This window comes from Novosphingobium guangzhouense (genome assembly GCF_002896965.1).
Classification (GTDB): Bacteria; Pseudomonadota; Alphaproteobacteria; order Sphingomonadales; family Sphingomonadaceae; genus Novosphingobium; species Novosphingobium guangzhouense.
On record NZ_LYMM01000014.1, the window covers coordinates 86,077 to 111,133 of the forward strand.

Here is a 25,057-nt window from a genome sequence, read left to right on the forward strand (position 1 = left end):
GCCGCCGCGTCCCGTCGCGCCATTCTTCCGCAAAACAAGGACAGACCCATGACCGACGTCACCGCGCCGGGTGCGCCTACGCGCCTCTATAGCCAGACCGATTACGACGAACGCGGCAATTTCCAGTACCAGGGCGATCTGTACCGCTCGGGCGAGGATCTGCCGTGCCTTGCGTCACGGATGGGACGGCATCTCGCTGATCAGTTCATCCTCACGCGCTTCGCGATCAGCACGAGTAAATTTGCGGGCGGCCGGAAGGTCACCGCAGAAGTCCTCGATACGCCTGCCGACCTTACCGACCGCGATAGGCAGAACGCGTTCATCGTTGAAGTGCGCGACCAGATGGAGCGGTTCGGTTTCACGTGCGCCAATGCGCTCCAGGGATTTCACAGTTGCTCCTTCTTCTGCGAAGCGCGGATCGGGCGGGCCTACTGGGCGGCGCTCGCGAAGAGGCGCGGTCCCAGGAATCCGGTCGAAGCGCTGGTGTCGCTTACCGTATTCAAGAAGAGGGTGAAGCCGGGCGACAGCCTGAAACTCATCGATGCGCCGGCGGGCCATCGATCGCTGGGAACGACGCGCACGATCACCAAGGTACGATCGGGCGATCTCATCCTCGAAGGCAGGAGCCATCTCGATTTCCCACGCGCCGCTGCCTTCGCCTGCGACGGCAAGCTGGTGCGCATTTCCATCGGCTCGGATTACGACCCGGATGCCCATCTGCTGTACGAGTGGCGAGCAGCGGCCTGAGCGATGGCCGCCTCACCCCTCGCTGCGGACGCGTCCGCAGCCCATGCCCCGCATCTCAAGGCCATGCGGAAGCTCCTCGAGCGCTGTCAGCCGCGCCATGATATCTACACGGTGTTCGGGCACTGCATGGAGGCGATAGCGATCGCGATCGCCAACAGCGTCGACCTGCGCGCGCGTGCGCGGCGCGAAGCCCGTTACCTCGACATTATCGGGCGCTACGGCGCCGACGTCGTCGAAAGCTTCCCACAGGTCATGGCCGAACTTGCCCTGACGCTGGAAGCGGGAATGAGCGACGTGCTCGGCGCGCTGTTCCATGATCTCGAATTGCACAACAAGGCGAAGGGCCAGTTCTTTACGCCCTATTCGCTCAGCAGGGCGATGGCGGACATGCTGATCGGCGATACCGCCACCCTTCGGGAAACTATAGAAACTCGCGGACATCTTACCGCCATGGAGCCGGCATGCGGGTCCGGCAGCATGGTCATCGCGCTTGCCGACGCCCTGCGATCGCAAGGCATCAATTATCAGCGCCACCTCCATGTGACCGCGATCGATATCGATCCCCGCGCGGTCCATATGGCCTATGCGCAATTGTCGCTGCTGCATGTTCCCGCGCGACTGATCGTCGGCAATGCCCTTTCCGGTGATATCCGCGAACAGTGGTTCACACCGGCCCATATCCTCGGCGGTTGGAAGGCCCGGCTTGCCTCAGCGCCGCAGGACAAGACCCCCATCGAAACGATCTCTCCTGTTGTGGCTGCCAAATCAGCCGGTTCGTTCAAGAAGACCGAACCTGCGCCCGACTGCAACAAACCAGCGCCGCTACCACGTCAACTCAGCCTCTTCTGATCCGGCCATTGACCATCAGGCAACTTCGCCGAGCGTTCCTCCAACCACAATTGCCGATATGACCGGTGACGATCCATAAGCTCCCGATGTTTCCCCGAGCCTACCAATCGTCCGCCCTCCATGAACAGGACCTGGTCTGCCGCCTGCGCCGTCGCCAACCGATGCGTGATCATGATGAGCGTGGTTGCCTCGCCGGCTCTGCCCCGCAATTTCGCGATCGCGTTCGCTTCACTGCGCGGATCGAGAGCGGAGGTGCTTTCATCGAGGATCAGCACCGGCACGTCCACGCCCGCCAGCCGCGCGAGCTCCAGCTTCTGGACCTGGCCTCCCGAAAGACGCTCGCCCTGTTCACCGAGCTCCATCTCAAAGTCGATCGGTCTGCCAGGTTCATGAAACCGCCAAAGGTGCAGCAATTCCTCGACATCGCCGATCGCCTGGTTCGCCGGGGGATAGAGGATGTTCTCGCGCAGCGACCGGTTGAACAGGCCGATGAACTGCGGCGCATAGAGGATATGGCGATGCCGATCCGCCCAGGGGATCGTCGCGATATCTATCCCGCCCACCGCGATCCTGCCGGAAGAGTGTTCAAGTACGCCTGCGAGAAGCTGGGCGAGCGTGGATTTGCCCGAACCGTTGGGACCAACGATCGCGACGAAAGAACCAGCCGGCACATGCACAGATATCCCGGCCACGCCGGGCATGCCCTCGCCGTAGCGGAAGCTGACGTTCTCAACTGAGAGATCGGCCCGATCTGTGGGATGGGGCTTTGAGGCGGTCTCCATTGCATCGACTGTCGAAAACGTCAGGACATCGCGAATATTGGCGATCGCCACCCCCGCCTGCGCGAGGATGTAGCCAAGCGAACTGAGCGGCACGGTCAGCCGGAAGGCGTACGTCTGGAGCAGGACGAAATCGCCCGCACTCATACGCCCCTGGCCGACATCGAGAGCGGCGAGCAGCAGCAGCGCCACGAGACCAAGCCCGACCACGCAGAATTGCAGCGCGGCCATGAGCGTGAGCGAACGGTACATGCCGGCCGCCGCGTGCCGTTTCGCGCCGAGGGCAGCGCCGGTATGCAGCAGCTCGCGGTCGAGCGCGCCGTTCAGCACCACGCGGCGGGCATTGCGCACGATATCGCCGATCGTGCGCGAGACATGCGATGCCGCCGCATTCGTCGCCTCGGCGTGAACGCGGTGACGCCTGGCGCCGAGCCAGGTCGCGACGAGAAATCCCACCAGCGTCAGCGCCAGGATCAGGACATAACGCGGCCGGATCAGGCCCGCGATCACCACGAGACTGGCCAGGGCCTGGAGGATCACCGGCCCGAGCCGCCAGATCAGCCCCTCGACGACCAGCGTCAGGCTATAGGGCAGGCGCTCCAGCATGCCGGGAACGCGGCCGCTGCGGCTGTCGCGCGCCGCGGTGATCTCGGGCAGGGCCGCAGCGAGCGCGCGGATGGTGTAATGCCGCGCCAGCGCATCGACCATTTTCGCGGTGCACGACAGCCTCGCGGTCTCGAGGATCGATGCGCCTGCCCAGCATCCCACGAACAGCATCACGGTGACGAACAGATACAGGCGCGATTCCGAGGGACCTGCCAGCATGTCGATCAGGAGTTTGAGGGCGTAGGGTCCGGCAACGCCCATCGCGATCACCAGTATCTCGAGGGCGAAGGCCTCGACCAGGCTTCGCCTTGCACCCAGCGGCTCCGACAGCATCAGCTGCGTCAGCCGCGCCAATATACCAAATGTCGTCACTGCACAGACCTCCTGGCGATCAATGAGCCAGAAGGAGGATTTGGAACGCGGCCGCTATCCTAGCGCCAAATCAGCCGCTTTGGAATGCGCGATCCCATGACCCGGAAAGGGGGAAGGGGGTGCGGGAAGGTGACGGGAGACGTGGATCGTCCCGTTACCCTCAAGCTCAAGGAGATGGTTCCCCATGGCGAGCATGGCCCGCATGACCGACACGTCCCCCGTGTCCGCTCCCTATCGCATCGACGTCTCGCGCGGCGGCCGCAGTGGCCGCGTGTCCTCGGAATGGTTCTCCCGGCCCGACGACGAGAAATTCCTCTCGCTCTCCAGCCTCTACGACAGCGTGCGAGCCCGCGCCGATCGCTCGACCACCCGGACCGTCGAAAGCCGCGCGATCCGCGTCGAGGCGAGAAGCGATGATCCCGAACGGCTCACGCTGATCGCACCGGGCGACGAGCGTCCACTCACACCCACCAACTGGTCCTTCGGCCAGGTCGCGAGCCTCGTCGGCGCCCCGGCCTCCTACCTGCGCCAGCTGCCCGCGGCGCTTGCCGGTATCAATCTACAACACGGACTTGTCACCCACAGAGGCGAACAGGTCAAAATATTGCAGACTGACGATGGCCGAACAGAACTGCGGGCCGCGACCGGAAGTCAGTATGGCAGGGTGTATGACTGGGAACTGATACAGGCCATCATGGCATTCGCCGGGGATGGCGTTGGCGATACACGGTGGAAAGTTCCTGGAACGATCGATTGGGGAAGCATGCGCTATAACCCTTATGTCGATATAACGAAGGAGACGACCACGCTCTACGCTTCGGACAGGGATGTCTTCGTGTTTCTCGTCGACGACACCCATCCGATCGAGGCCGGTAAACTGCCGAACGGCGATCCCGACCTCTATTTTCGCGGATTTTATGCCTGGAATTCCGAGGTCGGCTCCAAAACCCTCGGCATCGCGACATTCTATCTACGCGGCGTATGCGCGAACAGGTGCCTGTGGGGCGTGGAAAATTTCGAGGAAGTGAACATTCGCCACTCGAAATTCGCCAGCGCCCGCTTCGCACACCAGGCCGCCCCGGCGCTCGAGCACTTCGCGAACTCCTCCCCGCAGCACTTCATCACCGGCATCAACGCCGCGCGCGAACGTATCGTCGCGCGCAAGGACGAGGACCGCGACGCGTTCCTGCGGCGGCGCGGCTTCTCGAAAACCGAGACGACGAAGATCATCCAGACGGTCCTCGCCGAGGAAGGGCACCCGCCCACGAGCGTCTATGATTTCGTGCAGGGCATCACCGCCGTTGCGCGCACGAGGCCGCATCAGGACAGCCGCCTCGAACTCGAAGCCAAGGCCCGAAAGCTGCTCGAACAGGCGCTCTGAGGCGCAGTTCCCGATCCGAATTTTCCCTCCATCGCCCGCTCCGGTCTTCGACCGGGGCGGCTATGCTCATGAAAGGATGAGGCCATGCGTGCCCAGTCCGATATTTCCCTTTCCGATTTCACCGTGGACGTCGCCTTCTTCAGCGACGGCGAGCATTATGCCACCCAGAGCTACATAGTCACCGCGTCGACCTGGTTCAGCGCCCGCCAGCAGGCGCTGCAGATGTCGGTGAGCAGCGTCTATGACGACCCGCGCATTCCCGGGCTCAGCCGCACCGCCACCCTGCGGCCCGGCTCATGACCCGCGCTCGTACCCGCCGCCTCGGTACCGGAATCTCCGCGCTGATCGCCGCGTCGCCCCCGCCCGCCACGACGCTGCCGCTCGCCAGCATCAGCGCCGGATATAATCCGCGCCGCTATTTCGACAGCCGCAAGCATGACGAGCTCGTTGCCTCGCTGCGCCTGCGCGGCATGCTCCAGCCGATACTGGTTCGTCCCGCCACGGAGACGGGTGAGGGCTATCTCATTGTCGCCGGGGGGCGTCGCTACCGCGCGGCGCTCGAAGCCTTCGGGCCCGAGGGCAAAGTCCCCGTCATCATCCGCGAGATGACCGACCAGGAGGCCCTCGAGGCGGCGATCGACGAGAACGACGTGCGCGACGATGCCTCGGAAACCGAGCAGGCCGATGCGGCGGTCCGCGTTCTTGCCGCCTGCCAGGACGATCGCGGCGAAGCCGCTCGCCGGCTCGGGTGGTCCAAAACCAAGCTCGATCGCCGTCTCGCGCTCGCGGGCCTCTGCGAGCCGGTCAAGCACGCGCTCGACGAGCGTCGGATCAAGCTGGGTCATGCCGAACTGCTCGCCGCCGTTCCCGCCGACAAGCAGGAGAAAGCCCTCGAGACGATCCTCGCCTCCGGTCTCGACGTCGGGAAGACCCGCGATCTGCTGATGCGGGTCACCCAGGATCTCGCCCATGCCTGCTTCGATAAGAGCGAGTGCCTGGCCTGCCCGTTCAACTCCGCAGCGCAGCGTGCGCTGTTCGAGACGCATATCGAGGACGGGCATTGCACCAACGCCGGGTGTTTCGAACTCAAGACCCAGACCGCCGAAATGATCCGCTTCGAACAGGAGGAATGCGCTGAAAAGGCCGCACGGACTGCGAAGGTTTCCGCAGACGACGACACCGGTGGTGATCGGGCCGAGGACGAGATCGACGCTCTCGAAGGTCCGGATATCGAAGCCGATGCCGATGCTGCTGACGCTGCCGATGGTGATGACGACGACCACAGCGAGATTAGCGGTGCGCCCTCCCTCCATCTCCAGGATGAGCAGGCCGCGTCTTCTGCGAATGATGCCGAGAAACCGACAGCGCCGATCGCCGCGAGCGATACTGGCGCCAGGAAGCCGGACACGCCGAAGTCTTCCGTCACTGCCCGGTCGATCGCCAGCCGGACCAGGGAACTGCGCGAGGCGACCTGGCGCACCGCGCTCGCCCGCGCGCTCGCCGCTAATCCGGCCCATGCCCAGGCCACGATCCTGGTCGCCGCGATGTCTGGTACGCTTCCGCAGATCAAGGTGGAGACATTGCGTGGGCGTGCCGGGCTGCTGGTCGGGGCGTCCTTCCCCGATCTCGATTTCAGACAGCAGATTGCCGCGATCCTGGAGCTGCCGGGGCCGCAGGCCGCGACAGTGCTGTCCGCCATCGGCGCGGCCTATGCGAAGGATGTGGCCAGTTTCGATCATGTCACCGATCTGGCGCGGGTCTTCGCCGTCGACCTGCGCGACGCCTGGCAGGTCGATAAGGCCTTCCTCGAAAGCTACTCGAAGGAGGAACTGCGGTGCATTGCCCGCGAATGCGGGCTGATTGCGCACATCGGCGAGAAGGCGTTCGCAAAACTGCTCAGCCAGAAGAAGAGCGATCTCATTGCCGGCATGCTCCACGCACTCGGCTTCGAGTGGGCAGGGCGTCTGCCGAGCGCCATGACGCTCGACGCCGCATATGGTCCGCCACCTGCGTGCCCAGTCGCACCCGCTAGCGAGGTTCCGATCACGGACCTTGCCGCCTGAACGCTCCCACGCTCTTCCAGAAGGATTTCTCCCTATGCTGATAACCAGCCTGCTCCCGCTGCTCGCCCGCTATTCGCTCGGCTGCGATCTTGTCGCCGGCCCCGAGGGCATGGTCACGGTCACCATCATCCCGCGCATGATCGAAGGCGGCGGCCACAAGCCCGACACGGGTGAACTCCGGCCGATCTCGCTCACCGCGAGCGCCGCCGAGATCGATGCCGAACTTGCGCGCGGCGAGGACGGCGCGCTCGGCCAGCTCATCGCCGGTCGCAAGGCGCTCGCCGACCAACTGGAAGAGCAGCGCCAGGCGACGCAAGCCGCTCGCGCTGCCGCGGCCGCGAAGGCCAAGGCTGCGACACCGACACCGACACCAAAACCGGCGAGCGCGCAGGCTTCCGGCAGTCCGCCGGCCGACGCCAAGCCCGAAGAGCCCGCCAGCCTTTGGTGAATTACGGCGCGGAAACCTCGCTCCATCTCTCCCGTCCATCCTCTGGAGACAATCATGCAGATCGATCATCTCACCCGAACCTATCGCTATGACGGCATCGACCTGCCCGTCCCGCCGCATCTCGCGCAGGACCCTGCCGCTCTGCGCGCCTATCATGCGACGCTCTACCCAGCGATCCTCAACGCCGAGACGGTCGACGCCGGGGTCGTGGGCGGCGCGCATGTCACCGAATATCGCCGCGCCGTCGGCACCAAGGGCTGATCCCGGTGCCGACGGCGCCGCGACGCCTAGGCGCGACCATCCCGCCGGTGCTGCGCAAAACCCTCCTGGACTGGATCGAGACGGACGACGACGACACTGCCGGCTTCACCCCGCCCGCCTGCAGCCCCCGGGCCCGAGCCCTCCATGCGCGGATCGTCGCCGACCCGCAGGGCGGGGCGGGCGAGTCCCGCGAACCGCTCCAGCCGCCGGCCGGACTTCGCCTCCCGCCGCTTGGCTGATCTTGCCAGTGATCCTGCCGATGATCTTGCGGGCAGGGCCGTCGCGCTATCGCCCGATGTCCCGGCGATCTTCGACGCGCCGCTGGCGCCCCATCACCGGGTGATCGGACGCTGCGCCGCGTCCCGGGCACAGGATGCGAGAGCCTGTACGCGGTTCGAAGCCCGCCGCCACATCGAGGCGGTGTTCGATGCCGCCGTGCGTGAAATCCTGGACCCGATCGATATCGTCGATCTGCGCATCGCCGTCCTGGGCAGCGAGGCGGATGGGCCGCCCGCGATCGCCATCATCTGCGACAGCATGGGAAAGCTTGACCTTGGATGGATCGAAACCGGCGATGCGCCCACCGCCTGGCGCGCCGCCGCCTACCGGGCGCTCGAGCAGACGCTTGGGCGCGTGCTGCCGGTCTTCAGCTACCAGGATCTCCTCGACGAGATGTCCATGTACTACTGGGAAGGGGAAATCGATGACGAAGCGGCCCGCCGCAGCCTGATCGAATGTCACGGCGCGGACGCCGAGGATCTCGACGGCCACATGCTCCCTTCGCAACTGGACGAGCGCCGCCCGGGCTGGATGATCGCAGCGAACGCGGCGCCGCCGAGCCGGCTTCCTGCTGCCTTGCGTCGCAAGCTGGCTGAATTGCGTGCGGCGCAGGAGGTGCTCGGCAAGCTCTCGCCGGAAGCCGGCGCCTGGCACTACGATTTCGAGGTCGCGAGCGCATATCTCCCCGGTATCGAGGAATGCGCCTCGTTGCCGCCGCTTACGCTGGTCCCCTTCGTGCCGTTCGCCCGCGAACTCGACGATATCATGCGCAGCGGCATGGAGATGGGGTTCATGGATATCGCCGGTATCTGCCCGCTGCCGGATGCGGTCTGCATCGACGACTGGTTCGCCTCGCTGCGGCTCGGCGCACAGTTCCTCCTCACGGTCCAGAACCTCATCCGCTTCGATCCACCCAAGGCCAGGAGCCACCCATGTCCGACCATAGCACCCACTTCGAAGCGAGCGGCGGCGGTCTCGTCCTGACGAAGGCCATCCTGCTCTATACGAACCAGGCGCCTCGGCATCTCAAACCCTATGGCGCCCCGCAGGGCGATACCACCGCCTTCGCCAGCATCCATGCCGTGGAACACGATGGCGATGGCCGGCCGACGATCGCGACCGGCACCCCGCTGACGCGCGCGCATCTGCGGCAGTGGTCGGAGGCGCTTGGCCGTACCGCCCAGCCCGAGCTTCTCCCCGAGCATGTGCTGGTCGCTCATCCCGACATGCTGGCCTGGTGGGTGCCGGCTGGGGTGCGCCCGGCCTATTTCGCGCTGTCGGATCCTCCTGCCGATCTCCATGCGCTCGCTACGCGAACGACGCTGCCGGTTCCCTATCCGCCCCATCTCCTGATCGCCACACGCCATGGGCTTGGCGTCTATGCCCTCCCGGCAAATGAACGCCCAGGCGCCGACACGCCGGTGCTGCACTCGCCGATCCTCAACGTCTTCGTCGACGGGCGTCTCTGCTGGGGCAATATCCCGAAGCCCAGGGTGCTCAGCATCGCCTCCATTCCCGCCTATGAGAGCGCGGTGTTCGACAGCTGGTCGACGCATCCCAATCCCGGGCAGGACCGGACGATACGCGGGAAGCGCGGGCTGGTGCGGCTCTGGGACGATCTGGCAGCGCGCGGGGCCACCCGGTTTCCGGTCAGCCGTCTCAAGCCTTTTGGAACCGGCACGGCCGGGCAGGGGATGGGCCCGCGAAGGACCGCCGCCTGCGCGGTGACGGTAGGCCGGCTTATCGCGCGGGGCCGGGTATGACGATGCTCGCCGATGATGCGACGGCGGCGGCGGTGCTTGACGCCATGCCCTGCTATCCGGTGCCGCCCTTCGGCAGGTCGCCCGTCATCGAGGCGCTGCGCGCTTCTCGCGTCGGCCATGGTCTCGCCATCGGCCATGACGGTGTGAAGCTGATCCTGCGTCGCCCGTGGCTGGCGCTGGACGTGCCGGTCGCGGCGCCCATCGCCGGCTATCTTCCTTATGGCAGCATTGGGGCACCGCGGGCAGATCTACGCTGTGGCCTCGTTCCGCGCGCCTTTTACGACGAGGTACTGGGGCATCTGCGTAGCAAGATTCCTGACGAGGCCGCCGCATTCATCCTGTGGAACGAGGCGAGCCGTGAATTTGCCGTGGAGTTCCCCGATATTGATGAAGCGACGCCGACACGACTGGTCTATCGCATGCCCAGGCTGCCGCCTGACTGGCACATGGTCTGTGACATCCACAGCCACGCGCGCGGCCGTGCATTCTTCAGCGCCACCGACGACGCCGATGATGCCTATGCCACCAAGATAGCGATCGTCTTCGGACGTCTCGACCATCCCGATGGTCCCACCATGGCTGCGCGGCTCTGTGCGGGCCGCATGTTCCTGCCCTTGCCGCGCTGTCCCTTTGCAGGAGCTCCCGATGCAGACTGAACACACTGATCAGGTCCGACGGCACTATCTTCCTGCCGTCTTTGACGATCGTGCGATCACGATCCTGCTGGTCGGATGCGGCGGGAACGGAGCGCAAATGCTGATGGGTCTCGCCGCGCTTGACACCGCACTGCGCGCGATCTCCTCGCGTTCGCTCGACGTCACCGTGGTCGACGACGATATCGTCACCGAGGCGAACCTTGGGCGTCAACCTTTCTACCGCTGCGATATCGGCCATTCCAAGGCGCGCACGCTGACCGAGCGCATCAACCTCGCGCATGGCCTTGCCTGGGAGGCGGTTCACGGACGCGCTCCTGAAGCGATCGGGATCGACGGCTTCGACATGCTCATCAGCTGCGTCGATACCGCCGTGGCCCGCCGCGCGCTGGGGACGGCACTCCAGACGAGCAGGAAGCCGCCCGTCTACTGGATGGACCTCGGCAACCGCGCCGGCGACGGCCAGTACCTGATCGGCTGCCCGCGGCGCACCAGTCACAGCGATCGCCCCCGTTTTCCCACCGTGCTCGAAGTCTTTCCGGAACTCGCCGACGAAAGCGTGGCTGAAGACGATGCGCCATCCTGTTCGGTCGCCGAGGCGCTCGAGCGTCAGTCGCTGTTCGTCAACCGCGTCGTCGCAAGCCATGCGCTGGCGCTGCTCTTCGATCTTCTCGGGCGCGGCTCGATCGGGCATGCCGGGGCCTTCATCAATCTGGCCAGCGGTCAGACCGTTCCGATCCCGCTTCCTTTCGCGAATGGCGCATCACTTGAGGCAGCAGCTGGACACGCAAACATCTCGCATTCGTAGCCTGTATAGGCTATGTCATATGCCAAGGAGTCGCCATGAACCTCGAACGTCACGTCAAACTGTTCAAGAACGGCCGTAGCCAAGCGGTCCGCATTCCCCGTGAGTTCGAGCTTCCGGGCGAGGACGCCATTATCCGCAAGGAAGGCTCGCGCCTCATCATCGAACCCGCGCGGCCACGCTCCCTCCTTGCCGTTCTCAAGACATGGGAGCCGCTCGATGAAGAGATCGGCCCGATCGAGGACCTGCCCGCAGAACCGGTCGACATCTGATCCATGTTCCTGCTCGATACGAATATCCTGTCGGACCTGATCCGGCAGCCCGATGGCATGGTCGCCCACGCTATCGCCGATGTCGGCGAGGATGCGGTTGCGACCAGCATCATCGTTGCCGGCGAACTGCGCTATGGCGCAGAAAAGCGCGGATCGCCGCGCCTAAAAAGCAAAATCGAGGATTTGCTGTCTCTCATTGCAGTGCTGCCGCTCAAGGACGATGCCGACGCCTGCTATGGGCGTCTGCGTGCCGACCTCGAGCGCCGTGGCACGCCGATTGGCGCTAACGACATGCTGATCGCCGCCCATGCGCTTGCAATCGGCGCGACCCTCGTTACCGACAACATCCGCGAATTCGAGCGGGTCGATGGCCTGCAACTGGTGAACTGGCTCCGAACCACCTGACGCCCGGTTCGCGCGGCGTTCCCGGTCTGGTTCTCGTGGTCAGCGAGCATGAAGAAGGGGAGGGAGAGGGCAGAAGGGTGATCCCAGGGAGATCGCCCCATGCTCACCTCGTACTTTCAGTGTCGGCAGCCCTGCCACTCGTGGCGCCCGGCTGAAGCCTTCGTCACCTCATCGATGCCGGGCCTTGCGGCGTGAGGACCGATCCTGCCACCTTCGATCCCGCCGACCGGGAGTGCTGGATCGCCCATGGCCGCCGCCCCGAGCATGCCGAGGTGCTGGCATCGGTATGGACGGACTATCCGGACCTTCCTTCCGATGCGCCGCTGGATGAACGCATGGCGCGCAGCCGCGCGCGCGTCGCCGCGCTCCGCCCCTTCAACGACGCGATCCGCGAGGAAGCCGAACGCGAGCGACAGCGCGCAAATTTCGCCTGCATCGAGAAGCGCGTAGCAAGCGGCCAGATCAGGCACTTCGATCAGGCCATCCTCCAGGCACGCGCCGAGCATGGCTATAACTGGGACGCTGCAGTCCTCTATGCCCAGGGACGTTACGCGGCAGAGCAGGGCTGGGAGCCTCGCGATTTCTCGGCACCACCGGGTGAAACCTCGCCCGCTTACGCCCAGGGCTTCCGCGATCGCGGTGGTTGTTTCGAAGATCTGTTCGATGTGGCCAGGCGTTCCTACGCGGCTGCCATGCGACAGGAGGACCGATTCCCGGCCCCCGGGAAGGCTTTGGTTTCACGGCCGGCTCCGAGCAGTTGGTCGTCTCCGACAGACGCCCCGCGTCCCGCATTATGGTCGAAGCGCACCGTGATCATCGGTGCCGCCACTGCATCGAATGTCGCAGCGGGCTTGATGACCATTCTTCAGGCACAGCCCGGGCGTGAAATGGCGCATATCATCATAGCCGACGCCGGTCGGGGCTTTCGGAAATGGCCCAGTGCGGACCTTCACCAGATCGGGGATCCAGCCGATCAGTTACGCGCCATGTTTGCCGGGATCGAACCGGATGACCTGCTTATCGTCGCCGACGGCGCGGATCTCGCCTGGATAGACCGACATGCCGGCATGCTTCCGCTCTGCCGGACCATGGAGCGCACGCGTAATTCGGCGATCCAGCAGCGCGCGCAATTGCGCGCTTGGCTCGAGCGCGGACTACGCGAGGGCGAGGTGCTCGCCGGCGGCCATATCTGCTGGACCAGGCTCGCGCAGGGTCTGTCCGGTCGCCTCGGCGAATTCGTCGCCCGCTATGCCGATAAAGCCCAGCCACGCGGACACCGCATCGTTATCGAACTGCGCGATGGCGAACCCGCCACCGGCTTCATGACGCCGCAGGGCGAACCACTAAGCCCCGAAGCGATCATTACCAACAAGGCCCATATGCGCAGGCGCATGGCGGCGATGCTGCGCCGGTTTGCATCTGCCATCCCGCATCATCGCGACATGGCTGCCCGCACAGCACGACCAGGCAATCCGGGAGTACCCCATGAACGAGATGACCAGCTTGCCCGTCATGCCGGGCAAGGACGCGCGAGCGGCAATCCTCTGCCGGGATCGATTGACGATGGCCGTTGAACCGAGCGGGGCGCAAGCGGACTTCCCGAGATTGAGCCGCGCCGAAATCCGCAACGCCATCCCCACACTTCCCGCCGCGTGCTTGTCGCGCTCCTGCCCGGTAACCTTCAGAAGGATGCCCGCGCGAAAGCACACCAGAACTGGAAACGGTATCGCCGCTTATGCCGGGTACGTTTGGCGAAGCCTTGGTATCCTCCCGACAATCGCAGTCTGATATACGAGCTGTTACCGCAACCGAGTTTTCCGACGATTCCGGTTGATGCCACTCCTTGGCTGCGAAAGCCCAGCTCTGGCCGGTAGGGGAATGGCAGGAATCGAAGCAGAAGACAGGTGAAGCGGTCATTGCTCATGTGACGTTATTTAACCTTGCCCATCAATTGATAGTGAAAGTAGTCCTGTGGCTATCACCAAAGCAAAGCATTGACGTGGCAGAGAGGGGGCAGCGTTGATTGAAGAACTGAGAATCGCGGGATGTGCTAGCTACAGCGCGGAAGGCCAGAATGTTACCGGGCTCCGGAAGATCAATTTCATCTATGGCGCAAACGGTTCGGGCAAAACCAGCATCTCGCGCGTAATCGCCGCTCCGGCCGATCACCCAGCCTGCGCGATCCGCTGGGCCAACCAGCGGCCTCTTGAGTGCTTAGTTTACAACGCCGATTTCGTGGAGCGGAATTTCCGGTCCAGCCTCCCCGGCATCTTCACGTTAGGCGAGCACGACGCTGCGGTGTTGGACCAGATCGAGCAGGCACGGAAGGACGTTGCGGACATCGAGCGCGATATCAACGCTCGCAATCTCGTGTTGAACGGAAAGGACGATGCTCCCGGCAAGCTAAATGAACGTGCTGCCCTGCGCGAGAATATCGAGAATGAATGCTGGAAACTCAAGAACCGCCATGATGCGGATTTTCAGTCCGCCTTCGCAGGAGTACGCTCCTCCAAGGCAAACTTCTGCGATAAAATCTTAAACGAGTGGGCTTCCAACCAGGCTGCGGTTCATCCGCTTGATGACTTGAAAAAGCGTGCGGCCGTGATCTTTGAAAAGGGTCTTGCGCGCGAGAGCGTGATCCGGTTGCCCGACAGTAACGAGCTGGCGCGGCTGGAAGCGTTGCCGATCCTCGCAAAGAAGGTCGTGGGGCGGGGCGATGTTGATATTGGCGGTCTGATTGATCGACTTGGTAACAGTGATTGGGTGAAGCAGGGCATCGACTACTTCGCGCAGAGCACGCCGCAATGCCCGTTCTGCCAGCAAGATGTCGAAGCCGATCTTGCCAAGCGCATCGGCGATTACTTCGACGAAGCCTATAATCGCGACATCGCGGATATCGCGCGTCTCGTTGCCGGATATGAGGCGGCGGGTACAGCTTACCTTCAAGCCCTCGCTGGCATCTCTCAGAATGGCTCTCGCTATATCGACGTGGACCAGTTGACCGGACTGATCGAGCGCGTGACCGCACGGCTAGCGCTCAACGGACAGTACATCGCGCGCAAGCATAAGGAGCCGAGCGCCGTCGTAACGCTCGAGGACAACACCGAGCTGTTCGCGGAAGTCCGAGATTTCCTCATAGCTGCGAACGCGGCCGTGGTCGAACACAACGGGGCTCTCGATGATATCAGCAACCAGAGGACGAACCTTACGGCCGAAATTTGGAAGTGCCTGGTGGAAGACGCCAAAGGCATCCTTGATGCCTACCATGCCAGCAAGACGGCGGTGGATGCTGCAATCAACGGCATCGAGGCAAGCTTGACGGCGAAGCGGGGCAATCTCACCACGGCGCAGCAGACGCTGCGTGACCTTGAGAAGGGCATCACGAGCGTTCAACCAACCGTGACCGAGATCAACGCACTTCTCGCCTCGTTCGGCTTTCGGGGTTTCAAGCTCGCAACGGCGGGCGATCAGGGCAATTTGTATGAGATCGTCCGCCTTGATGGCAGCAATGCTGCCCGGACTCTGAGCGAGGGCGAGAAGACGTTCGTCACCTTCCTCTATTTCTACCACCTCATCCGAGGCAGCGTTTCTGAGTCCGGCATGACGAGCGACCGGGTTATTGTGTTCGACGATCCGATTTCGAGCCTCGACAGCGATATCCTGTTCATCGTGTCTAGCCTTATCAAACGCGTGTTCGAGTTGAGCCACGCGCAGAACGGCTTGATTCGGCAGGTGTTTGTGCTCACCCACAATATCTATTTTCACAAAGAGGTGTCATTCGACCCAGACCGAAAAAGGGAACTCCGCGCGCACGAGACGTTCTGGATCGTGAAGAAGATCGACGATGTCTCGACGCTAGAAGCCTTCGATCACAACCCGATCAGAACTTCCTACGAATTACTCTGGTCCGAAGTGCGGAACGAGAACCGGTCCAACCTCACCATCCAAAACACGCTGCGCCGCATTCTGGAAAACTATTTCAAAATACTTGGAAACATGGACAAGGACAAGATCATTGAGAAATTTGAAGGTCGCGAGAAGGTAATTTGCGCCTCGCTCTTTTCATGGGTGAACGATGGCTCGCACAGCTCGCATGACGATCTCTATATCTCCAGCGATGCCGCCACGGTGGACGCCTATCTCGAGGTCTTCAGACGTATCTTTGAGGAGACTGGGCACTCCCAGCACTATCACATGATGATGGGCACTGAAGCTATGCCTATAGCCAATGCGGCTCCTATCGAGATTACATCTCCGATGCCGGGTTAAGACCAAACTGCGGCATGAACGAACGGCTGGTTTCAGCGATGTGTCAAGCCATAGTGAATGACCAAAATGGGCGCATAACAGCAGCCGTTCGGACAACAAATCTGGCAAATGCTGCCCGACGTTCACATCCCCCGGCGACATCTGGGGCCGCTTGGAGAGCGACCCCAGATTATTCATTTTGAAGCGTGATGCCGTCAAGCTGGCAGCTGTCCATCAGACCATGTGCTTGTCAAACCAGCCGATCAGCTGTTCGGGATGCTGGCCGAAGTGATTGTAGGCGTAAAACCGCTGGTTCGACTGATCGATCCACAGCAGTTCCTTGGTCGAGGCGGCCAGAGAATCGAAAATCTCCTGACCGTCCTTCTCGCCGTGGATGAGGAAGTCGCGACGCAGCTGTGCTACGAATGTGGGAATGGTGACTCCGTGACCGTAGTCCTGCGGCCTGAAATCGAAGACGCTGAAACCAGTCGTTTCCCGGCAGCGCTCATCGAGCCGCTTCGCCGCGGCGGCGGGGTCGAGACCCAGGTTTTCCGCCCCCCGCTCGATAAAGGTCGGGCCGGAGACGACGTTGAGAAGGGCAAGCGCCTCGATGTGGCGGAACTCGTCCGGCCACTTGGCCATCGCGATGATTGTCGAGTTGCCACCCATGCAGCGGCTAAACAGGCTGGTGCGCATCTTGCCCATGACGGGATGTTCGCGAGCGTAGCGCACCGAGCCGACGACGTCGCGGCATTCGAGCAGTCCGAGCCCGCTGATCCCGCCATTGCCTTCCCCGCTGCGACCGCAATTGCGAAGGTCATAGGTCAGGATGTTGTAGCCCGAGTCATGGAGCGCCTTTAGCTCCGGCAGGAAGTTGACCTCGAAGCCGCCGAAATAGGCCTTGTACTCCGGCAGGTGGCCCGGAAAGCCGTAGCGATTGCAGGTCATCGGATGATTGATGATGAGCAGCTTGTCGGAGGCCGCCGGAATGAACCAAGCTTCCAGCGGTACGCCGTCCATCGATGGAAACCAGGTCTCCTCAAAGTCCATGCCGTAGTCGCTTGGTTTGCGCATCACAGGTGTGCGCAGGCCGGTCTTAAACAGGCCGGCATATTGCTCGGTCAGCGGGTCGAGCTTGTCGACGACCTTCCCAGCCATGCCCTTTATCGCCTCGACCGCGGTGTCGACGAGGCCGCCGTCATCGGCGCCGAGGGCCTTCTTATAATCGATGTCGTTGGCGCCGACATCGACTGAGGTGTCGCCTGCGGCCAGCGTATAGGCTTCGTTGTTCATTTCGCTTCTCCTCGAGATGGTGCGTGAACTTCGGGAAATTGTGGTCAGCGGTGCGTGCTGGTGAAACAGATCTAGGCCAAAACGAGTTCTGCGATTAGACGTTCAATTATATATGAACCTATCATCTGAGTGATAAATGCGCCGCGACGAGATGGCCGACATGACTGCGTTTCTCATGGTCGCCGAAGAGCGCAGCTTCACGCGAGCCGCTGTTCGGCTCGGAATGTCGCAGTCGTCGCTCAGCCAGATCATCCGGAAACTCGAGGCCAGGCTAGGGCTTCGACTGTTGTCGCGCACGACCCGGAGTGTGGCACCGACAGAGGCGGGTGATCGACTAATTGCGACGCTTGCGCCCATGATGCGCGACATGGATGCCGCAATCGCGTCGTTGAGCGATCTGCGCGACAAGCCGTCGGGCACGATCCGCATCACGACGGTCGAGCATGCAGCCAAAGTCGTCCTGCTGCCGGCGATGGAGCGGCTTCTGCCAAGTCATCCGGACATCATGATCGAAATAACGGTCGACTATGGCATGACCGATATCGTGGCGGATCGGTTCGACGCAGGCGTGAGGCTCGGCGGCGAGATTGCGAAGGACATGATCGCTGTCCGCATCAGCGCGGATGTCCCGATGGCCATCGTTGGCGCACCATCATATTTTGAAGCGCGTGGCCGCCCGAACTCACCGTCAGAGCTCGTCGAGCACCGAGCGATCAATCTCCGCTTGCCAAGTTCCGGAACGCTGAACGGATGGCGACTGACAGTCGGAAACGCGAAACACGCGTGCGCATCGATGGTCCGCTTATTCTCAACACGATCGATCTCATTCGCGATGCCGCTGTGGCCGGACATGGGCTCGCCTACCTTCCGCTCGATCAGGTCGAGGACCATCTTGGTGATGGTCGGCTTGAACGTGTGCTGTCCCGTGCCACGCCCGATCTTCCCGGCTATCACCTTTACTACCCGAGCCGTCGGTTTGCCTCGCCAGCCTTCAAGTTGTTCGTGGACGCATTGCGATACCGTGACGGGTAGCGCCAACGGAGCCGCGGCGATGGGAGAGGCGCTAACAGCTGAACGAATGAGCGTGTGTTGCACGCCCCGCGATTACGACGTGAGCCTACCCAAAGGCCCTCTCTGCAGAGCGGGGCCGCCCGGGTCTTAGACCCCCGTAATCTGTATGTCTGCTTCCAAGCGCGGCCATATCATTGTCGAACGGCTTGATTGGGCGCGAACTGGGCGCTCGGTAGAGCGTCCGTCTCGACCGCAGCGGCCTTGGCGCGAGGGACCTTGCCGAAGCTGAACTGACCATCGGCGACACGGTTATCGCCCGGATCAGCTATAACGGTCGCATCTGGCTCGCAGGCGACTGGCAGCCCGGCGATACGCCGCTCTACGACAACACGGCGACCAGCTCCGTAGCAGGCTGAATGATGCGTACCTTACATCCCGACAACTGACGTCTCCCGTAGCATAGCCGCCGATTTCCGGCCGATCTTGGACGTGTGCGCGGGACAGCGAGCGGGAAGCGGAGAGGGGAGGAGGGCTGGGGCGACGGACCCGGGGCGGTCGACTGCCTCTTTCGTGCCACAGGAGATTATCCGATGGATGTCATCGTTTCCCGCACCCGCCTCGCCGAGTGCGCGCCTCTCTATTCCTATCGCGCGCTGGTGTCACTGGAAGACGTCGATCCCGATCGGCGACACCGCGTTGCGGTCCTGCATGTCCAGACCGCGACCATCCGTGCGGCATGCACGCGCATTGCCGACACGATTGCGCCCCATCGTTGGTTCGAACGGGATATGGCTGTCTCCTTCGATCTTGCCGCCCAGCTCGGCCTCGCCGCGCGGCGCATCGAAGCGCTTCTGTTGCCGTCGGTATTTCCAGAGATGACCACCTGGTTGGCGCCGATCGCGCTTCGGCTCGAGCATGACCCGGGAAGCGCGTCCCACCGCGTCGCGACGATTGATCTCAATGCCGCTTTCGATGCCGTCGTCCCGCGCATCGACACCCTGACCGCCGCCGAACTGGCGCCGCCTCGGTCCACCGATCGCCGCGCCGCCTGATCCAGGAAAGATGCATATGATACATTACACACTTTCCCATCTCGAAGCCGCCGCCTCCCTCTGGGAAGCGGTTCTCGATCTGCGCGACCATCCGGCCGCCGAACCCGACGCTCTCGTTCGTGCGCTGGCGATCCGCAAATCGTTCGAGGCGATGGGGACCTGCGCCATGCGCATCATTGTCGTGGGCTGGATCGATGCGGTCGATGCCGCCTGGTACAGGAACCAGGAGACCTGCCCCTTCTGTTTCGACTGGTCCTTTGTGAAACAGTGGGTCATCGACACCATCGACTGGTCGGATCCCGATAATCCGGCGATCCGGATAGATGCTTCGGGCACTGACATGACGGACAATGTGACTACGGCGGCCCAAGCGGGGGCGAAGTCGCCCGAGCCAGCGGGGCCGCAAATCACTCGGCACGATCATGTCGCCCTGCTCGCCCGCGTGCGCGCTGCCCTGGAGAGGCCGGACAGCCTCGATGCCGCCGCGCGCGCCACATTGATCGGGGTGATCGGCGCCAGCGAAAGCGGGCTCAGGGTTTGTGCGCTGCCTTGGCCGATTGATGTCCATCTGGGCATCATCGAGCACCGTCATGGCATCAATTTCTACGCAGGCCTGAACCGTGACGTTCTCGTCGCGGAGATGGCGGAATATGCGCGCGAATGGTGGAAGGAGATCGGCGACAGGCGCGATCCGCATACACTGCCAGCTGACGAGGTCATGGCAGCCTATTTCGACGATCACCCTTCGGAAAGCTATTCGACCGAGATCCTGCGCCTGGAGCCTCTCCCGGCGGTCCGCTCAGTTCGCTCCATCGAAAGCGGCGCCTACTGCGTGCTGTCGACCGCCCATCTGACGGTGCAGACGGCCGGCCTTCTCGACAAATGGGCCTGTTGGCCTCCGAGCGACCGCCCCATCGACATCGCCGCCTCCGTCTATGGCTGGTTCGTGCCGACGCGGCCGCTTCCGGATGACCGCCGAGCGCAGATCCCGGATGATCTCCAGGAAATCATCGCGTTCGGACGTGATCGCGGCTTCCAGTTCCTGCTCCTCGACTGCGACGCAGACCGCGCCGCCGATCTCCCCGTCCACGACTGGTGACCGCATCGAGGAACGGCTTACCAGCCAGGAAGAGTCTGGCTGGCATCCCGCCGGCGATGGGCACCACTCGGAATACCATCGCCTTCAATCCATCACGGAGCGTCCGCGCCGGCCTCCAGCAGCGGCAGCAGCATCGCATGGAGGGCATCCTCCGCGCGCTCGCGCCGGGGTGCATCGCTCGAGGCCAGGTCCTTGCGCATCCAGTCGGGCAGTCGCCGCACGAGGTCCCGCAGTTTCACATCGTTTGAATCGCTCATCGCCTCCTCATTGCAGGACGCTCACCGCGACGACAACTGTCTTGGCGCTTTGCGTCGGCAGAGCGTCAAGCCGGGACGAAAGGGAAGGGGGCGGAGTAGGGGAGACGGCCGGTTGGTCCGTCGCCGAGACAGGAGATGATCATGCTTCTTCCCGCCACGATCGAGATCGCAGTCAGCCAGGACGCCATTTGCTGCGCGTCCCGCCTTGTTGCGACCAGCGCGCTCGCTGCGATCCACGAAATCCTGCAGAATTGCCGCCGGGCCAGCGCGCAGAACATCATGATCAACCTTGTCGAGGAAGACGGCCGCGCCTTTCTCGATATCCACGATGACGGCTGCGGCATCGACGATCCCGCTGCGCTCCTGACCCTCGGTTTATCCGATTGGGGCGACGATATCATGCGGCGTGAGGCTCCGGCCGGCATCGGCCTGTTCAGCCTTGCCGGTCGTGCCATCGAGATCCACGTCTTCTCGCCCGCGATGGGACACGGCTGGAAGGTCCGGATTCCCGCTGAAGCCTGGAATGGCGACAGGGCGCTCGAACCCGAGCCTTGCGACCTCGGCTGGGGAACGATGGTCCGCATCGAGATATCCGGCGACTGGAAGATGGGCATCTGTTCGGCCATTGCTGAGGCCGCGCGGTACTATCCCTTGCCGGTGATGCTGGACGGTGCGTTGCTGCCCCGCGAGGATTTTCTGAAGGATGCACTGCTGATCGAAGAGGCCTGCGGTTGCCGTATCGGCGTTTATAAAGGCAATTTGGTCCAGCAGGATGGCCCGCGCATCAACTTCCATGGTCTGGCTGTCCCGTGCTCTCTTCCCAATATATTCGAGTTGAAGAGGCAGGACTGCCGCTGGTCCGTTCGCATCGATGTGATCGACGCGCCTGAAATTCGCCTCGCCCTGCCGGCCCGCAACGCGGTGATCACGAACGAGGCGATGAAGGCGCTGCGCATCGCCACCGAACGGGCCCTGTACACGGCCATCGCTGCCCAGGAGGACCATCGCCTGCCCTTCGCCTTATGGCTGCGGGCTCGAGAACTCGGTGTGATGCTGCCTGCGGTACTGCCAGGGCTCTCGATTTGGAATCCACTGTCCAGCGATGAACATCAAAGGGCCGCCAATGCGAAAACTGCCCCTGAGACTGCCTCTGCTGGCGCATTGATGGTTGTCCCGCCGCTTCGCTCCGAGATCGCGCAGGCGCTGGCACTCGCCCACCATCAGCCACCGCTTCAGGATTTCGTGCTGGTGGAGGAGGAACGCTGGCTCGACGGCTATGACTGGTACGATGCTCTACCGATCATCCTCTATGTTTCCTTCCGGATTTACCGGGACGGCATCGAACATCCTTATGGTGAAGACGATCGCCTTCCATGCGGTTTCGCTTCAGGTTTCGTCGACAGGATCGTTGCCGACGTGGAGATTGCCGAGACAGGGCATAAGGATGCGCCGCGACACGTCCACTCCATTGAAATCCCGGCCCTGATCTGTCCCATGGCAGTTGGGATATCGAGGAGGCCGTGGTCCTTGTTACCCGCGGCAGCGGTATCGACCCGGATCGCCTGGGATGCATGATCCATGCGACGTTGTTCTCTTCGCGCGACGATGCTGACGCCGATAGCTGGGAGACCCAGTCCCGCGCCTTCGCGCGCGAAGCCCGGCAGGTGGCGACCGGCGTTCTTCTGGGGGAGGACGCCGCCACCGTCGAGGCCATCCTGATGGAGGCGCGGCATCATCTCGCCTGCCTGATCCCGAAGGATCGCCGGATTGTCATCCACGCGGATCGCGGCGGCATCACTGCCGATTTTATGCCGGACTGATAAGCCGCCGCCCGAACCCATCCCCTGAGCATCAGACCCGGCGTCGCTACGACGATACCGGACGAAGGAGCCATGCCCATGACCATCGCCACTCATGACTTCACCCGCGATGCGAAAGTTCCGCTCGGTCACTGTTCGACCGGCACGCTGGAACTGGATCTCGGCAAGCTGATGTCGGGCCGCTGCCTGATCCAGGGATCCTCGGGCGCCGGCAAGAGCCAGACGCTGCGCCGGATCATCGAGGAGGCTTTCGATTATCTGACGACCATCATCGTCGATCCGGAAGGCGAGTTCGCCAATCTTGCCGCGCATATCGGCGCCACCACCGTCATCGCGCGCGACTACGCCAATGACGGTCTTACCGCGCTCGCGCTGCGCACACGCCAGCACCGCATTGCCCTGCATCTCGATCTCACCGATCTGGAGCCCGACCACCGCATCGAGAAGGCCGCCGCTTTCTTCGCAGGGCTCCTCTCAGCGCCGCGCGAGCATTGGGCGCATACGGTGCTGGTCTGCATCGATGAAGCGCATCTGCTCGCGCCGCATATGGCGGCCTCGGCCCGCGATGCGGAAACCCGTCGCTTGGGCGTCGCCACGCTTACCGACATGTGCGCGCGGGGCCGCAAGCGCGGGATCGGCACGATCATCGCCACCCAGCGTCTCGCCAAGCTCGCCAGTTCGGTGGTCTCCGAACTGCACAATCACCTGATCGGCCTCAACGTCTTCGATCGCGACGTGGCGCGTGCCGCCGACCTGCTCGGTTTCGGCGGCGATCAGGCGGCGGTGCTGCGGCAATTGCCACCGGGAGAATTCTTTGCCTTCGGTCCCGCGCTTTCGGCGCTGCCCGTACTGGCGAAAATCGACACGACAATCACACCGCATATCGGCCGGACACCCGATCTGGTCGCCGCTGCCGACCTCGACCCGGACGAGAGCCGGACGCTCCTCGACCTCGACACCTTGCGCGAAGTCGCACCAGCCAGGAGCACCCATGCCGCCATGCGTGGCCAACGCGCGCTCGATGCTTTCCTGCTCGATCCTGCCGCGCCCGCCGCCGCGCGCATTGTCGGGGCGCTGGGCAGCATCGCGCCCAACGCCACCACCGCAGACGACCTCGCGCGTCATCTCGCGCTCCCCGCCACTGACGTCGACGCCGGTCTCGATCTGCTCGCCGCGATCGGCGCCTCGGACACCATGCCGCGCGGGGATACGCGTATCGCGCGCCTGTCCGCCCGGTTGCGCCTGCGCGTCGTCGACACCCCGGTCGTCGGCCTGGCCTGAAGGAAGCCCACCATGACCCAGACCAGCTTCGATCTCGACGCCGATATCGTCGAATTGACCCCGTTCGTCCCCGCGACGGAGACCGTGCCCACCATTCCGCTTTCTGAACTGGCTTTCCGCGGGGATGCATGGCTTCCCGATGAGACGGCGCGTCTCCGCGCGGCATTTATCGACGATTGCACGATCGAGGAGATCGCCGCCCAGCTTGGGCGGTCCCGGGCCGCTGTCGCTACCCGGATCCATGACCTGGGCCTGCGCCGTAATTCGCGGCGAGCATGGAGCGACTGGGACGACGAGGAAATGGCGCGCTGCTACGCCCACGAGCCGACGGCGACGCTGGCCGCCCGCCTTGGCCGCGGAGTGAGCGCGCTCTATGCTCGCGCCCGGCTGCTCGGCCTCTCCGAACCCGGATCCCCGCCGTACAGTGGCTGGGAGGACGCTCAGCTGCGCGCCGGCTACGCGAAAGGCATTCCCGTAGCCCAGATCGCGAGCCTGATCGGGCGAGCCTTCACCGGTGTCATCTCGCGTGCCGCTGCGCTGGGGCTGCGTCATGCCTGCCAGCCGGACGACTGGAGCGACGCGGAAATGAACCGCGCCCTCGAACTCGCGGCAACCGGATCACGCTATGTCGCCATCGCCGAGGTTCTGGTGGCCGAAGGCTTTCCGGCTCGGAACAGCCGTAGCCTTGGGCAACGGCTTCGTAAGCTGGGGTATGGCAGGGGCTGGGGGCGTCCGTGGATCGCCGAGGAGGACGCGCTTCTGCGTCATGCTTACGCGACGGGCGCGAGCCTGACACCGCTGCGCGAGCGGCTTGGCCGCACACCTCACTCGATCCGCTGGCGGGCCGAGGCGCTTGGTCTCAGGGGCTCGCATGTCCGCCGGGACGGATTTCGGCAGGGACCGGTCTGGACGGCCGAGGAAGAAGCGCGATTACGCGCGGACTATGGCAAGGTTCCGACCCGCCAGATCGCCGAAGCGCTTGGCCGCGGCGTGCGCGCCGTTCTCTATCATGCGAACCGTATGGGGCTGGTCCACGGGTTCATGCGCGCGTTCAGCGCCGACGAAGACAGGGCGATCCGCAACGCCTGGACATATGGCGTCTCGATGGTCGATGTCGCGCAGGCCCTTGGCCGCGATCCCGCCGTCATCGGCAAGCATGCCGCGCGTCTCGGCTGCCGGTTCAATGATCCGGCGCGGCCCACGCGCGGGCCGAAGACGCGGCGGGCGAACCGGCCACCTGTCACGCTCCACAGCCTGCTGGCGCTCGATACCGCTGTTCCGACCGGTGTCGATCTTCCGATCGCTGCCTGATC

The 25,057-nt window shown here is 63.6% G+C and carries 25 protein-coding genes; 22 read left to right on the top strand and 3 right to left on the bottom strand.

Annotation, left to right across the window (positions count from 1 at the left end; all coding sequences use genetic code 11):
- Positions 1 to 48 precede the first annotated feature (48 nt).
- Both A8V01_RS04625 and A8V01_RS04630 read left to right on the top strand, forming a co-directional pair.
- On the top strand, positions 49 to 747 hold the full coding sequence (locus tag A8V01_RS04625; RefSeq protein WP_103094768.1) for a hypothetical protein: 699 nt from the start codon (positions 49 to 51) through the stop codon (positions 745 to 747).
- Between the two features lie 63 nt (positions 748 to 810).
- Entirely contained in the window at positions 811 to 1,596 is a 786-nt protein-coding gene (locus A8V01_RS04630) for an N-6 DNA methylase (RefSeq protein WP_245892330.1), read from the top strand.
- Here the strand turns inward: A8V01_RS04630 and A8V01_RS04635 are convergent.
- Positions 1,578 to 3,353 (bottom strand): ABC transporter ATP-binding protein, encoded by a 1,776-nt coding sequence (locus tag A8V01_RS04635; RefSeq protein ID WP_245892331.1) that lies wholly within the window; start codon positions 3,351 to 3,353, stop codon positions 1,578 to 1,580. The genes A8V01_RS04630 and A8V01_RS04635 overlap by 19 nt on opposite strands.
- 184 nt (positions 3,354 to 3,537) lie before the next feature.
- On the opposite strand from A8V01_RS04635, the gene A8V01_RS04640 reads away from it, so the two are divergent.
- The 13 genes from A8V01_RS04640 (at position 3,538) to A8V01_RS04705 (ending at position 15,952) form a co-directional block, all read left to right on the top strand.
- The gene (locus tag A8V01_RS04640) at positions 3,538 to 4,734 is read left to right on the top strand and encodes a DUF932 domain-containing protein (protein WP_103094771.1); all 1,197 of its coding nucleotides are present in this window, start codon (positions 3,538 to 3,540) and stop codon (positions 4,732 to 4,734) included.
- 84 nt (positions 4,735 to 4,818) lie between these two features.
- Positions 4,819 to 5,034 (top strand): hypothetical protein, encoded by a 216-nt coding sequence (locus tag A8V01_RS04645; RefSeq protein ID WP_103094772.1) that lies wholly within the window; start codon positions 4,819 to 4,821, stop codon positions 5,032 to 5,034.
- Positions 5,031 to 6,797 (top strand): PRTRC system ParB family protein, encoded by a 1,767-nt coding sequence (locus A8V01_RS04650; protein WP_245892332.1) that lies wholly within the window; start codon positions 5,031 to 5,033, stop codon positions 6,795 to 6,797. Before A8V01_RS04645 ends, A8V01_RS04650 begins: the two co-directional genes overlap by 4 nt.
- A 34-nt stretch (positions 6,798 to 6,831) precedes the next feature.
- Positions 6,832 to 7,245 carry a PRTRC system protein E gene (locus A8V01_RS04655; protein ID WP_103094773.1) on the top strand — a complete coding sequence of 138 codons (414 nt, stop codon included), beginning with the start codon at positions 6,832 to 6,834 and terminating at the stop codon, positions 7,243 to 7,245.
- A 54-nt stretch (positions 7,246 to 7,299) separates the two neighbouring features.
- Positions 7,300 to 7,506, top strand: a complete 207-nt coding sequence (locus A8V01_RS04660; RefSeq protein WP_103094774.1) for a PRTRC system protein C — start codon at positions 7,300 to 7,302, stop codon at positions 7,504 to 7,506.
- Positions 7,507 to 7,926: 420 nt separating this feature from the next.
- Positions 7,927 to 8,769, top strand: a complete 843-nt coding sequence (locus A8V01_RS04670) for a hypothetical protein (RefSeq protein ID WP_245892333.1) — start codon at positions 7,927 to 7,929, stop codon at positions 8,767 to 8,769.
- Complete coding sequence (locus A8V01_RS04675; protein WP_103094821.1) at positions 8,718 to 9,548, top strand: PRTRC system protein B; 831 nt, start codon at positions 8,718 to 8,720, stop codon at positions 9,546 to 9,548. Before A8V01_RS04670 ends, A8V01_RS04675 begins: the two co-directional genes overlap by 52 nt.
- Positions 9,545 to 10,204 (top strand): PRTRC system protein A, encoded by a 660-nt coding sequence (locus tag A8V01_RS04680; protein ID WP_103094776.1) that lies wholly within the window; start codon positions 9,545 to 9,547, stop codon positions 10,202 to 10,204. The genes A8V01_RS04675 and A8V01_RS04680 overlap by 4 nt, the downstream gene beginning before the upstream one ends.
- The gene (locus tag A8V01_RS04685; RefSeq protein WP_103094777.1) at positions 10,194 to 11,009 is read left to right on the top strand and encodes a PRTRC system ThiF family protein; all 816 of its coding nucleotides are present in this window, start codon (positions 10,194 to 10,196) and stop codon (positions 11,007 to 11,009) included. Before A8V01_RS04680 ends, A8V01_RS04685 begins: the two co-directional genes overlap by 11 nt.
- 35 nt (positions 11,010 to 11,044) lie before the next feature.
- Complete coding sequence (locus A8V01_RS04690; protein ID WP_010338822.1) at positions 11,045 to 11,278, top strand: antitoxin; 234 nt, start codon at positions 11,045 to 11,047, stop codon at positions 11,276 to 11,278.
- 3 nt (positions 11,279 to 11,281) lie between these two features.
- Positions 11,282 to 11,683: a type II toxin-antitoxin system VapC family toxin gene (locus A8V01_RS04695; protein ID WP_048938827.1), complete on the top strand. Its 402-nt coding sequence runs from the start codon at positions 11,282 to 11,284 to the stop codon at positions 11,681 to 11,683.
- A 191-nt stretch (positions 11,684 to 11,874) separates the two neighbouring features.
- Positions 11,875 to 13,257 carry a hypothetical protein gene (locus A8V01_RS04700; RefSeq protein ID WP_211294955.1) on the top strand — a complete coding sequence of 461 codons (1,383 nt, stop codon included), beginning with the start codon at positions 11,875 to 11,877 and terminating at the stop codon, positions 13,255 to 13,257.
- Positions 13,258 to 13,702: 445 nt separating this feature from the next.
- Entirely contained in the window at positions 13,703 to 15,952 is a 2,250-nt protein-coding gene (locus A8V01_RS04705) for an AAA family ATPase (protein ID WP_103094778.1), read from the top strand.
- Between the two features lie 213 nt (positions 15,953 to 16,165).
- Here A8V01_RS04705 and A8V01_RS04710 read toward each other — a convergent pair whose 3' ends face one another.
- Positions 16,166 to 17,224, bottom strand: coding sequence for an alpha/beta hydrolase (locus tag A8V01_RS04710; protein WP_103094779.1), 1,059 nt, complete (start codon positions 17,222 to 17,224; stop codon positions 16,166 to 16,168).
- Positions 17,225 to 17,360: 136 nt separating this feature from the next.
- Between A8V01_RS04710 and A8V01_RS29685 the strand changes: the two genes are divergently transcribed.
- The 3 genes from A8V01_RS29685 to A8V01_RS04725 all read left to right on the top strand — a co-directional run bounded on the left by A8V01_RS29685 (position 17,361) and on the right by A8V01_RS04725 (position 20,386).
- Entirely contained in the window at positions 17,361 to 18,386 is a 1,026-nt protein-coding gene (locus tag A8V01_RS29685; protein WP_425437262.1) for a LysR family transcriptional regulator, read from the top strand.
- A gap of 439 nt (positions 18,387 to 18,825) precedes the next feature.
- On the top strand, positions 18,826 to 19,287 hold the full coding sequence (locus A8V01_RS04720; RefSeq protein WP_103094780.1) for a hypothetical protein: 462 nt from the start codon (positions 18,826 to 18,828) through the stop codon (positions 19,285 to 19,287).
- Between the two features lie 16 nt (positions 19,288 to 19,303).
- Positions 19,304 to 20,386: a DUF5983 family protein gene (locus A8V01_RS04725; RefSeq protein ID WP_103094781.1), complete on the top strand. Its 1,083-nt coding sequence runs from the start codon at positions 19,304 to 19,306 to the stop codon at positions 20,384 to 20,386.
- A gap of 92 nt (positions 20,387 to 20,478) precedes the next feature.
- Here the strand turns inward: A8V01_RS04725 and A8V01_RS28470 are convergent, their stop codons facing one another.
- Positions 20,479 to 20,643 carry a hypothetical protein gene (locus tag A8V01_RS28470; RefSeq protein ID WP_170065831.1) on the bottom strand — a complete coding sequence of 55 codons (165 nt, stop codon included), beginning with the start codon at positions 20,641 to 20,643 and terminating at the stop codon, positions 20,479 to 20,481.
- 141 nt (positions 20,644 to 20,784) lie between these two features.
- On the opposite strand from A8V01_RS28470, the gene A8V01_RS04730 reads away from it, so the two are divergent.
- From A8V01_RS04730 to A8V01_RS04740, 4 genes are all read left to right on the top strand, one after another.
- Positions 20,785 to 22,218 (top strand): sensor histidine kinase, encoded by a 1,434-nt coding sequence (locus A8V01_RS04730; protein WP_245892334.1) that lies wholly within the window; start codon positions 20,785 to 20,787, stop codon positions 22,216 to 22,218.
- Entirely contained in the window at positions 22,215 to 22,463 is a 249-nt protein-coding gene (locus A8V01_RS29115) for a hypothetical protein (protein ID WP_245892335.1), read from the top strand. The genes A8V01_RS04730 and A8V01_RS29115 overlap by 4 nt, the downstream gene beginning before the upstream one ends.
- 78 nt (positions 22,464 to 22,541) lie before the next feature.
- A complete protein-coding gene (locus A8V01_RS04735) occupies positions 22,542 to 23,744 on the top strand; it encodes an ATP-binding protein (RefSeq protein ID WP_103094782.1) in 1,203 nt (400 codons plus the stop codon).
- A 12-nt stretch (positions 23,745 to 23,756) separates the two neighbouring features.
- Entirely contained in the window at positions 23,757 to 25,055 is a 1,299-nt protein-coding gene (locus A8V01_RS04740) for a sigma-70 region 4 domain-containing protein (protein WP_103094783.1), read from the top strand.
- Positions 25,056 to 25,057: the final 2 nt, after the last annotated feature.

Excerpts from the sequence above, each read along its gene's own strand:
- A8V01_RS04625 (WP_103094768.1), top strand. The coding sequence starts at position 49 with ATGACCGACGTCACCGCGCCGGGTGCGCCTACGCGCCTCTATAGCCAG.
- A8V01_RS04630 (WP_245892330.1), top strand. The coding sequence starts at position 811 with ATGCGGAAGCTCCTCGAGCGCTGTCAGCCGCGCCATGATATCTACACG.
- A8V01_RS04640 (WP_103094771.1), top strand. The coding sequence starts at position 3,538 with ATGGCGAGCATGGCCCGCATGACCGACACGTCCCCCGTGTCCGCTCCC.
- A8V01_RS04645 (WP_103094772.1), top strand. The coding sequence starts at position 4,819 with ATGCGTGCCCAGTCCGATATTTCCCTTTCCGATTTCACCGTGGACGTC.
- A8V01_RS04650 (WP_245892332.1), top strand. The coding sequence starts at position 5,031 with ATGACCCGCGCTCGTACCCGCCGCCTCGGTACCGGAATCTCCGCGCTG.
- A8V01_RS04655 (WP_103094773.1), top strand. The coding sequence starts at position 6,832 with ATGCTGATAACCAGCCTGCTCCCGCTGCTCGCCCGCTATTCGCTCGGC.
- A8V01_RS04660 (WP_103094774.1), top strand. The coding sequence starts at position 7,300 with ATGCAGATCGATCATCTCACCCGAACCTATCGCTATGACGGCATCGAC.
- A8V01_RS04675 (WP_103094821.1), top strand. The coding sequence starts at position 8,718 with ATGTCCGACCATAGCACCCACTTCGAAGCGAGCGGCGGCGGTCTCGTC.
- A8V01_RS04680 (WP_103094776.1), top strand. The coding sequence starts at position 9,545 with ATGACGATGCTCGCCGATGATGCGACGGCGGCGGCGGTGCTTGACGCC.
- A8V01_RS04685 (WP_103094777.1), top strand. The coding sequence starts at position 10,194 with ATGCAGACTGAACACACTGATCAGGTCCGACGGCACTATCTTCCTGCC.
- A8V01_RS04690 (WP_010338822.1), top strand. The coding sequence starts at position 11,045 with ATGAACCTCGAACGTCACGTCAAACTGTTCAAGAACGGCCGTAGCCAA.
- A8V01_RS04695 (WP_048938827.1), top strand. The coding sequence starts at position 11,282 with ATGTTCCTGCTCGATACGAATATCCTGTCGGACCTGATCCGGCAGCCC.
- A8V01_RS04710 (WP_103094779.1), bottom strand. The coding sequence starts at position 17,224 with ATGAACAACGAAGCCTATACGCTGGCCGCAGGCGACACCTCAGTCGAT.
- A8V01_RS29685 (WP_425437262.1), top strand. The coding sequence starts at position 17,361 with ATGCGCCGCGACGAGATGGCCGACATGACTGCGTTTCTCATGGTCGCC.
- A8V01_RS04720 (WP_103094780.1), top strand. The coding sequence starts at position 18,826 with ATGGATGTCATCGTTTCCCGCACCCGCCTCGCCGAGTGCGCGCCTCTC.
- A8V01_RS04725 (WP_103094781.1), top strand. The coding sequence starts at position 19,304 with ATGATACATTACACACTTTCCCATCTCGAAGCCGCCGCCTCCCTCTGG.
- A8V01_RS28470 (WP_170065831.1), bottom strand. The coding sequence starts at position 20,643 with ATGAGCGATTCAAACGATGTGAAACTGCGGGACCTCGTGCGGCGACTG.
- A8V01_RS04730 (WP_245892334.1), top strand. The coding sequence starts at position 20,785 with ATGCTTCTTCCCGCCACGATCGAGATCGCAGTCAGCCAGGACGCCATT.
- A8V01_RS29115 (WP_245892335.1), top strand. The coding sequence starts at position 22,215 with ATGATCCATGCGACGTTGTTCTCTTCGCGCGACGATGCTGACGCCGAT.
- A8V01_RS04735 (WP_103094782.1), top strand. The coding sequence starts at position 22,542 with ATGACCATCGCCACTCATGACTTCACCCGCGATGCGAAAGTTCCGCTC.
- A8V01_RS04740 (WP_103094783.1), top strand. The coding sequence starts at position 23,757 with ATGACCCAGACCAGCTTCGATCTCGACGCCGATATCGTCGAATTGACC.